This is a genomic window from Chelativorans sp. J32, from assembly GCF_000518985.1.
Lineage (GTDB): Bacteria > Pseudomonadota > Alphaproteobacteria > Rhizobiales > Rhizobiaceae > Chelativorans.
Window position 1 is genome coordinate 29546 of record NZ_KI912529.1, and the last position, 9664, is coordinate 39209.

Below are 9664 nucleotides of genomic sequence, written 5' to 3' on the forward strand. Positions count from 1 at the left end.
ATGCCTCCGGTTACGCTCGCTGCCTTGTTGCGGGATAGTCGGCAGCGGCTCGCCAAGGCAGGAGTCGACGATCCGGGTTTCGAAGCGCGGCTGATCGTCGAGCATTTTTCGGACACGACGCAGACAAAGGCGATCACGCATCCGGATTGCCAGGTAGAGGCTCAGGTCACAAAGCAAGTGGCAGAAGCCATCGAGCGAAGGTTTGCCGGCGAACCGCTCTACCGCATTTTGGGTTATCGCGAATTCTACGGATTGAAGCTCACGCTTTCTCCCGAAACGCTCGAGCCGCGGCCCGACACGGAAACCTTGGTAGATCTGGTGCTTCCCGAGGTGCAGCGGATTGCGGGTGCGAACGGACATTGCCGCATCCTTGATCTCGGCACTGGGACGGGGGCCATCGCGCTGGCACTCCTGAGCGTCGTGCCCCAGGCGGAAGCGGTCGGCACGGATATTTCCGACGATGCCCTTGAAACGGCGCGCCGCAATGCCGACATAAACTTCGTATCGGAGCGGTTCACCGCCCTGAAATCGAACTGGTTCCAGAATGTTGACGGCCAGTTCGACGTGATCGTCTCCAACCCGCCTTACATTCCCACGGCTGAACTGGAGACCTTGCCGCGCGAGGTGCGTGAGCATGACCCAAGGGTCGCGCTCGATGGCGGGCCGGATGGGGTTGCGCCCTACAGGCTGATCGCCGCACAAGCGCAGGAACGATTGACGAGGGAGGGCCTCATCGCCGTGGAAACGGGTTACGACCAGAAGGCTGCCGTGGCTGCCATCTTTGCCGACGAAGGTTATGCGGCTTTGAAGGCCGCGCGCGATCTGGGTGGCCGTGACCGGGCGATGCTTTTTGCCTTCCGGCCCGAAAGCTGAGATGCGGAAAAAACGCTTGGCAAAATTGCGGAATGCCGCTAGGTTCGCGCCTGCCGATGAGACGAAGCAGGCAGCGCCGTTTTCGATTCGGTTCCCGCGGATTGACTGCTTTAGCGCGTTTTCAACGCATATGCTTCGTGCGGGGATCATCGAGCAAGTGGAACGAAGAAGCGGATAATGGCTTGCGGCCGCCTTGGATGCGGCAGACCGCCAGGGGGTGATTTGAGGAAAAAGGCCTCTGCGCAATTTCCTCCGCCGATCAACACTCGAATAATCGAATGGTTGTCTCAAAAAAGAGAATGGAATGAGGCCACAACAGCAGAACAGGCGCATGCGCGGACGCGGGAACAACCGGAAGGGGCCCAATCCGCTCACCCGCAGCTATGAAAGCAACGGCCCGGATGTGAAAATCCGCGGTACGGCGCAGCAGATCGCCGAGAAATACGCCACCCTCGCCAGGGACGCCCAAAGCTCGGGGGATCGGGTGATGGCGGAGAATTACCTGCAGCATGCCGAGCACTACAATCGGCTCATCGCCGCGGCGATGGCGCAGATACAGCCCCAGCAGACCATGCGCGATATGCGCGACGACGAGCTGGAAGATATCGACGAGCGCGAGGAGCAGGAAAGCCAGGGCGTGCCGAATGGCAATGGCCGGGCTGCTGCCGGTTCGGCGGTGAATGACGGATCGGGGCCGCAGCCGGTGATCGAAGGCGTTCCTGCCGAGGTCGCCCTCAATCGTGAGATGAACGGTGCAAGCGGACGCGGCCGGCCAAACGGACGCGGCCCGGGCGGAAATGGCGCCCACCGGGTTGCCAAGGAGCAGACCGCGGGCGAGCAGTCAGAAAAGGCAGAGGCGGTTTCGGCCGTCGAAGCGCCGGCGGTTGTGGAAGTTCCAGTCGCGGAAGCAGCTCCTGCAGCTACGGAAGCCGCGGCAGAGGAAACTCCGGCAGCCAAGCCCAAGCGCACCCGTCGCCCGCGCGCCAAGAAGACCGATGAGGCCGCCGAGGCTGCGCCGTCGGAAGAGGCTGCCGCGCAAGGCTGAGCCTTCGTCAAAGAAGTTCAGGACGCGATTGAAACGGCGGGCGTTTGCTCGCCGTTTTGTGTTTTGTGGGTGATCTTGAGACCCTGCAGAATTATTCCCATATTTCCGTGAGTTGGACCTGCCGCTAGGCGCTGAAATCGATCAGTGTTCATGGGGGTCCGTCACATTAGCCTGCTCAACGCCGCTAAGCGGGTCGGCACGGAGATGGAGACGCGAATGAATGTAGAGAAATATTCCGAGCGGGTGCGCGGTTTTATCCAAGCCGCCCAATCACTCGCCCTATCAAGAGACAATCAGCAGTTCACGCCGGAGCATATCCTGAAGGTGCTGGTCGATGACGAGGAAGGCCTTGCGGCCAATCTCATCGAGCGCGCCGGCGGCAATATACGCGATGTCAAGCTTGGCGTTGATGCAGCGCTGGATGCTCTGCCACGCGTCGAAGGCGGCAATGGCCAGCTCTATATGGCGCAGCCGCTTGCAAAGGTTTTCTCCACTGCCGAAGAACTCGCGAAGAAGGCGGGCGACAGTTTCGTCACGGTCGAGCGACTGCTGACGGCGCTTGCCATGGAGAAGTCCGCCAAGAGCGCGGACATCCTTGCGAAGGGCGGCGTGACGCCGACGGCGCTCAATCAGGTCATCAACGAAATCCGCAAGGGCCGCACCGCCGACTCGGCGAGCGCGGAGCAGGGTTATGATGCGCTGAAGAAATATGCGCGGGATCTCACCGCCGAGGCGCGCGCAGGCAAGCTTGATCCGGTGATCGGCCGCGACGACGAGATCCGCCGCACGATCCAGGTCCTTTCCCGGCGCACGAAGAACAATCCGGTGCTGATCGGCGAGCCGGGCGTGGGCAAGACCGCTATCGCGGAAGGGCTTGCACAGCGCATCGTGAGCGGCGACGTGCCCGAATCGCTCAAAGACAAGCAACTCATGGCGCTCGACATGGGTGCGCTGATCGCCGGCGCGAAATATCGCGGCGAGTTCGAGGAGCGGCTGAAGGCGGTTCTGTCGGAGATCCAGGCCGCTGCGGGCGGCATCATCCTCTTCATCGACGAGATGCACACGCTCGTCGGCGCGGGAAAGGCGGACGGCGCGATGGATGCGTCCAACCTGCTGAAGCCGGCGCTGGCGCGCGGCGAGCTTCATTGCGTGGGTGCCACGACGCTGGATGAGTACCGCAAATATGTGGAGAAGGACCCGGCGCTCGCCCGCCGTTTCCAGCCAGTCTATGTGCATGAGCCCACGGTCGAGGATACCGTGTCGGTTCTGCGTGGGTTGAAGGAAAAATACGAGCAGCACCACAAGGTGCGCGTCTCCGACTCGGCTCTTGTCGCGGCGGCCAATCTGTCCAACCGCTACATCACAGACCGCTTCCTGCCCGACAAAGCGATCGACCTGGTGGACGAGGCGGCTTCGCGGCTTCGCATGCAGGTGGATTCAAAGCCGGAAGAGCTGGACGAGGTCGACCGGCGCATTATGCAGCTTAAGATCGAGCGAGAGGCTCTGCGCGCCGAGAAGGACGACGCTTCGAAGGATCGGCTGGAGAAGCTGGAGAAGGAGCTTGCCGGACTTGAGGAAGAGTCCGCGCGAATCACCAGCGCTTGGAAAGCGGAGAAGGACAAGCTCGGTCTTGCGGCTGATTTGAAACGTCAGCTTGACGAGGCGCGCAACGAGCTTGCTATCGCGCAGCGCAAGGGCGAGTTCCAGCGTGCCGGCGAGCTTGCCTATGGCCGCATTCCCGAGCTGGAAAAGAAGCTGCAGGAGGCAGAAGCCACCACCGAAGGCGGACGCAGCATGGTCGAGGAGACCGTGACGCCCGACCATGTGGCGCACATCGTCTCGCGCTGGACGGGCATTCCGGTCGACAAGATGTTGCAGGGCGAACGCGAAAAGCTTCTGCGGATGGAAGACGAACTCGGCAAGCGCGTGGTCGGGCAGGGCGAGGCGGTTCAGGCGGTCTCGAAGGCGGTGCGGCGCGCACGCGCCGGCCTGCAGGACCCCAACCGGCCGATCGGTTCCTTCATGTTCCTCGGCCCCACCGGCGTGGGCAAGACAGAGCTTTCCAAGGCGCTGGCCGCTTTCCTGTTCGATGATGAGCATGCGTTGCTGCGCATCGACATGTCGGAATTCATGGAGAAGCACTCCGTGGCCCGGCTCATCGGGGCGCCTCCCGGATATGTAGGCTATGAGGAAGGGGGCGTGCTGACCGAAGCGGTTCGCCGCAGGCCCTATCAGGTGATCCTTTTCGACGAGATCGAGAAGGCGCACCCGGATGTCTTCAACGTGTTGCTTCAGGTGCTGGACGACGGAAGGTTGACGGACGGCCAGGGCCGTACGGTGGACTTCCGCAACACGCTCATCATCATGACGTCAAACCTCGGAGCGGAATATCTGGTCAATCTTCCCGAAGGGGAAGACGTGGATAGCGTGCGCAACGAGGTGATGGCGGTGGTGCAGGCTTCCTTCCGGCCGGAGTTCCTGAACCGGGTGGACGAGATCATCCTCTTCCATCGCTTGCGCCGGCGCGACATGGACGACATTGTCCGCATCCAGCTCAAGCGGATCGAGCGCCTGCTCGAGGACCGCAAGATCAAGCTCGATCTCGACAACGAGGCGATCGAGTGGCTTGCGGACAAGGGATATGATCCCGCCTATGGTGCGCGGCCTCTAAAGCGCGTCATGCAGAAGGAACTGCAGGATCCGCTCGCGGAGAAAATCCTTATGGGCGAAATCTTCGATGGCTCGACGGTAAAGGTCACCGCCGGCTCGGACCGGTTGATCTTCCGGCCGCGGAAGAGTGCGGCTGCGGCGGAAGCAGCTTAGTAAGATCTGCCCGGCGCTTTTAAGCGCCGGGCAATATGGGGGGCGGATGCAGCTTGAAGATTACAATTGCTTCTGCGCCTCCCTTCCACATGCCACCCATGTCGTTCAATGGGGTGGCGCCCATGTATGGAAGGTGGGCGGAAAAGTGTTCGCCATTGGCGGGCCGCGTGAAGGAGGAACGGTCGCCGTAAGCTTCAAATGCTCCGACATCGCTTACGAGGTTCTCAGGGAGCAGCAGGGATTGAGACCTGCTCCTTATCTCGCCTCCCGCGGCATGAAGTGGATCCAGCGGCAGACCGACCAGTCGATGGATGACACGAGGCTTAAGGAGTATCTTGCCGAGAGCCACCGGATCGTCTCGGCGGGCTTGCCGAAACGACTGAAGAAGGAACTTGGCATGTTATGAGCGAGTCGCCGTTCTCCGAAGCTGTATCGGCCCCGTCAGGAGAATCGGTGTGCGGATTCATCGCCTGCGGCTTCTTCGAGGCGGCGGCAATTCAATGGTTATCCCTTTATTAGCCATTTTCATGCCGGGTTCATCTTTTATGTCCTACGTTTAAGGAGCCGGCGCCGAATCGCGCCGTGGCTGTGCATTGGTGAGTCGGGGAGCGCTGCTTGAAGAGATATCCGTTGGCCTTTCTTTCCAGTCTCCTTGCCGCGCCGGCTTTCGCGGCTGTGCCTGCCGGCGATGTCGAAGAATTTGCGCCTCGGCAGCAGGAGCCGGCCATCCAGATCGCGCAGGCCTACGACTTCGATGTCTATATCGACCAGTATGGACGCGAGGTGATTGTCGATCCGCGTTCGGGGCAGGTCGTGGAGATCCGGCCTCCGATGGGCGCGGCACCGGTCGAACGCAGACCCAGCTATCGCGGAGAGCAATATGGCCGGCGCGACTACGATTTTACCGATCCGCGAGACGTCGAGCGGTTCCACCGGGACCGCGAGGCGGCGATAACCCGCGGGTGGCGCGAGCCTTATGAGCCCGATTACCGCGATCCGGGCTACCCGCCGGCGGAAGAATATCCCTATGAGGAACGCGACTATGGGTACCGGGAATACCCGGGGCGCCCCGACTTCGGCATGCCGCAGGAGAGCGGGATCGATCGCGCTCCCCTCGACCCGCCAGGGGACGATTACGCGGCCACGCCCCAGTCGGGCATGGAGCCCGTACCCGGAATGCCCGGCACTGCGCCGCGCAGCCCCCTGCCGGAGGTGCCCAGCATCGAGGTGCCCGGTTCGCGCCGCGCTAGCCAAGACGTGGCGGCATATCAAATCCTGCTGGATCGCGCTGGCGTGTCACCGGGTGTGATCGACGGTCACATCGGTGACAATGTGAACAAGGCGATCGAGGCCTATTACGAAGTCACGGGCCAGCGGCTCAAAACCTATGACAAAGAATGGATTGAAGCGGAGTTGGAACGGACGGGAGGGCCCGCTTTCGTCGATTATACCATCACTTCGGAAGATGCAGCCGGGCCTTTTATCGCTTCGGTACCTGAAGACTACAGCGAAAAGGCCCAGCTCGAGCGACTGAGCTATACGCGGGTGAGCGAGATGCTCGCCGAGCGCTTCCATATGGACGAGAAGTTCCTCATCGATCTCAACCCCGGCGCCAATTTCAACAGGCCGGGCACGATCATCAAGGTCGCCAATCCCGGCAAGCCCGCCACGAGTCCCGTTGCGCGCATCGTCGCGGACAAGAGCCTGAAGCAGGTGCGCCTCTATGATGAGGGGGGCCGGCTCATCGGCGCCTATCCCGCGACCATCGGTTCCTCCGATACACCATCGCCGACGGGCACCCATCAGGTCGAGCGCGTGGCTTTGAACCCGAACTACACCTACAATCCGAAGAAGAATTTCAAGCAGGGTAACAATGACAAGGTGCTGACGATCCCGCCGGGGCCGAACGGCCCGGTGGGCTCGGTCTGGATCGCGCTGTCGAAACCCACTTACGGGATCCACGGGACGCCGGATCCTTCCAAGATCGGCAAGACCTATTCACATGGCTGCGTGCGCCTGACCAACTGGGATGCGGAAGAATTGGCCAAGCGCGTCAAGCCAGGCGTCGTCGTGGAATTCAGCGAATAAACCGGAGCCGACTGAAGCGGTCTTGTTGGCTCCTTAAAATAATGTGGGTCCTTCAGGACTACGAAGGAGCCGTAAGCTGCTGATCCAGCCATCGCCGTTCCTTCCGAAAATCGATCATGAGCCAAGGCTCCCGTCTCTGCGGGAGGTCGGGCCTAGGCCCGCGGCCAGAAGGACGCTGCAGCTACGTGGGTCCGACCCTCCCGACGTGGGGGCCGCATCCCTTCGCCCCGATGGGGAAGGGTAAGCCGCAACGGTTCGGTCAGTTGGAGATGCCGGCGACCGGAATCGGATTGTTGGGGTTTTGCTGCAGCAGATCCTCGACGCGATCGCGCTCACGCATGAAAGCTTCCAAAGCTTCCCCCTCCAGCACTTTGCTGTCGGGCAGACGCACGCGCATCGGGTCGACCTTGCGCCCGTTCACCATCAGTTCGTAATGCAGGTGGTTGCCGGTCGCCTGACCAGTTGCGCCTACATAGCCGATCACCTGCCCCTGGCGCACCTTGGCGCCTGGAACGATGCCTTTCGCGATGGCACTTTGGTGATTGTAGGACGTCTCGTAGCCGTTCGCATGACGGATGATGGTTTGCCGGCCGTAACCGGATGACCATCCCGCCTTCTCCACGACGCCGTCGCCGGAGGCGATGATCGGCGTGCCGCGCGGTGCTGCCCAGTCGACGCCGGTATGCAGCCGCGAATATCCCAGAATGGGATGGCGGCGCATCCCGAAGCCCGAGGTGAAACGGCCATTGGGCACGGGCACGCGGATAAGGAACGGCCGCGCGCTGCGGCCTTCCCGGTCGAAATAGTCGACGGTGCCGTCCGGCATCTCGAAACGGTAATAGGCGCGGTGCCTGTCGCCGAAACTTGCCGAAACATAGAGGATTTCGGAATTGTCCGAGGCACTGCCGTCTTCATTCGGCTGCGAGAAGAACACCTCGATCTTGTCGGAGGCCGAAAGGCGCGACTGAAAATCCACATCCGCCGCCAGCAGGCGGATGAGCTTCTGCGTCATGGGCGCTGTGAGGCCGTAGGAATAGGCCGCATTGTAGATGCCGTCATAGACGCGCGGCAGATCGGCCCGCACCGGCGCCTGCTGCGGCTCGGTATCGAGTGCCGCAAGGAGCTCGGGGCCGTGCTTCGGCTCGTTGGCCGGTACATACTGGCCTCGATCGTCCACCGCTATCGTCGCGATATGCTGCTTGCCATCATAAATGCTGGTGCGCACGATCCGGCTCGTCTCGCCCTCGGCTTCAATGCCCACGCACAGGATGGTGCCGGACTTCAGCGCAGGAGCGTTGAGCAGCTTGCTGATTGCGGCCGCCATGCCCTGCGCGTCGGATCCGTCATATCCTGCTTCCTCGAACGCCTTGAGAATGGCTTCGTTCTGGGAAAAGACGATGATGTCCTCGGCAAAGCCGGTGGAGGGTCCTTCCGGCACGGAGCGGGGAGCGACGGAGACATTTTCCTGCACGATGCGGGCGCTGAACTGGGCTAGCGCCTGCGTTGCGAGCGTATCGCCGAATCGCTGCGGATCGACGTAGTGGAGCGCGGCCACCTGGACATCGCCATCCGTGAGGATCGCACCGGTGTTCCGCACCACCTGTTCCACTTCCTCCGCGGAAAGGTCGCTGTTCTCGTCGAACACGCTCTCCTCGAGAGGGAAGGGCTGGGTGCGCAGCCGGACCTCGCTTTCCACCTTGGCCCCATAGATGATGCCCATGCTGGCGCTCGCCGCCGCGCCGTCTTCGGCGAACACGGCGAGCGGATCGAAAGGCGGATAATCCTTGTGGGTCCGATGGCCGGCTGCAAGGCTCATCCGCACATGAACGAAGGGAAGCGTGCGAACGACCTCGCGGTCCCCCTCCTTCAGGATTGTGGAGACCTCCATGCGGCGCCGGTCGTCCTGGCGTGCCAGAAGCCTGGCCGGAACGAGGCGGGACGTCTTTGCCGCCTCTTCCACATCGCTGGGAGGTTGGGGGAGGAGGGCGATCTCCGGCGGGGTAGCGAGCTGTTCGCGGCCATCGAGCGCCGCCGAAAGTGCAACGCCCATAAGCACGGTGGATGTGAGCCCTGTCAGGATTGTTCCGGCGAGCCAGCGACCGGAGATTTCTCGTCGATCAGGCGGCCCGCTACGGCCATCCGCGATCAGGGGTGGCTCATCGCCAAGCGGAGGCTTTGCTCCAGCGTTGTCGTCCAACGTCTTTCCGCTCCCTCTCAGTCCGTCCCGCTTCGCTGGTAGCACTTTACGGGAAGTGATGCCCTTCACGCCCTGCCAAGTCAATGCGTGAGAACGGGTTCCCACGTCTAAGCCCGGGCGGAAGAATAGCGAAATAACCCGCGACCGCGGCACGCGAACCTGGATATGTGAACTTTCCCACCTATATTAAGGATGCGGTAAGAATGAAATCGGGCTCCAATGTGGCCGGCGGCCGGTCTCCAGGGTGTCCCGAGATCTTTGTCGCAAAAATTTCAAAATAATCGAAAATGGCCGTTGACACCTGACTGAGGCCACGACTATATACGCCTCACAACGAGGGCGGCGGCGCCGCTGGCGACTGAAACGCTCGCTCTTGTTAATCCAATCAGAGAGCCGCGCAAGCGACCTCGAAAAGGGCTGAGGAAAGTTTTTTGGCCCGAGGACAGCAGACGTTGTCCGTTCTTTGACAATTGAAGAAGAAGAAAGAGAAGCGTGGGCGGCAGAGGCTTGCGGTTTTCGGATGCCCTTAGGGGCTGAAGGGGACCATACGAGACTTTGGCGGACACGTTTCGAGAGAAATGTTACGCTTTGCGTTTTGGTGCTTAGCACTGGAATGCTTAGGTGTGATGTTCTCGTCG

Annotated in this window: 6 protein-coding genes; 5 read left to right on the forward strand and 1 reads right to left on the reverse strand. The window is 61.6% G+C overall.

Going from position 1 to position 9664, the window contains the following annotated elements; translation table 11 throughout:
• The 5 genes from prmC (at position 1) to CHEJ32_RS0123460 (ending at position 6829) form a co-directional block, all read left to right on the forward strand.
• A complete protein-coding gene (gene prmC, locus CHEJ32_RS0123440; RefSeq protein ID WP_028035920.1) occupies positions 1-873 on the forward strand; it encodes a peptide chain release factor N(5)-glutamine methyltransferase in 873 nt (290 codons plus the stop codon).
• Between the two features lie 304 nt (positions 874-1177).
• On the forward strand, positions 1178-1918 hold the full coding sequence (locus CHEJ32_RS26005; protein WP_084032934.1) for a DUF4167 domain-containing protein: 741 nt from the start codon (positions 1178-1180) through the stop codon (positions 1916-1918).
• 216 nt (positions 1919-2134) lie between these two features.
• The gene (clpB, locus tag CHEJ32_RS0123450) at positions 2135-4741 is read left to right on the forward strand and encodes an ATP-dependent chaperone ClpB (RefSeq protein WP_028035921.1); all 2607 of its coding nucleotides are present in this window, start codon (positions 2135-2137) and stop codon (positions 4739-4741) included.
• A 46-nt stretch (positions 4742-4787) separates the two neighbouring features.
• Positions 4788-5147 carry an MmcQ/YjbR family DNA-binding protein gene (locus CHEJ32_RS0123455; protein ID WP_028035922.1) on the forward strand — a complete coding sequence of 120 codons (360 nt, stop codon included), beginning with the start codon at positions 4788-4790 and terminating at the stop codon, positions 5145-5147.
• A 209-nt stretch (positions 5148-5356) separates the two neighbouring features.
• Positions 5357-6829: a L,D-transpeptidase gene (locus CHEJ32_RS0123460; protein ID WP_028035923.1), complete on the forward strand. Its 1473-nt coding sequence runs from the start codon at positions 5357-5359 to the stop codon at positions 6827-6829.
• Between the two features lie 259 nt (positions 6830-7088).
• Here the strand turns inward: CHEJ32_RS0123460 and CHEJ32_RS0123465 are convergent, their stop codons facing one another.
• On the reverse strand, positions 7089-9026 hold the full coding sequence (locus CHEJ32_RS0123465) for a M23 family metallopeptidase (protein WP_028035924.1): 1938 nt from the start codon (positions 9024-9026) through the stop codon (positions 7089-7091).
• Positions 9027-9664 lie beyond the last annotated feature (638 nt).

Bases quoted from the DNA above. Each gene is read 5' to 3' on its own strand.
- prmC (WP_028035920.1), top strand. From the start codon at position 1: ATGCCTCCGGTTACGCTCGCTGCCTTGTTGCGGGATAGTCGGCAGCGG.
- CHEJ32_RS26005 (WP_084032934.1), top strand. From the start codon at position 1,178: ATGAGGCCACAACAGCAGAACAGGCGCATGCGCGGACGCGGGAACAAC.
- clpB (WP_028035921.1), top strand. From the start codon at position 2,135: ATGAATGTAGAGAAATATTCCGAGCGGGTGCGCGGTTTTATCCAAGCC.
- CHEJ32_RS0123455 (WP_028035922.1), top strand. From the start codon at position 4,788: ATGCAGCTTGAAGATTACAATTGCTTCTGCGCCTCCCTTCCACATGCC.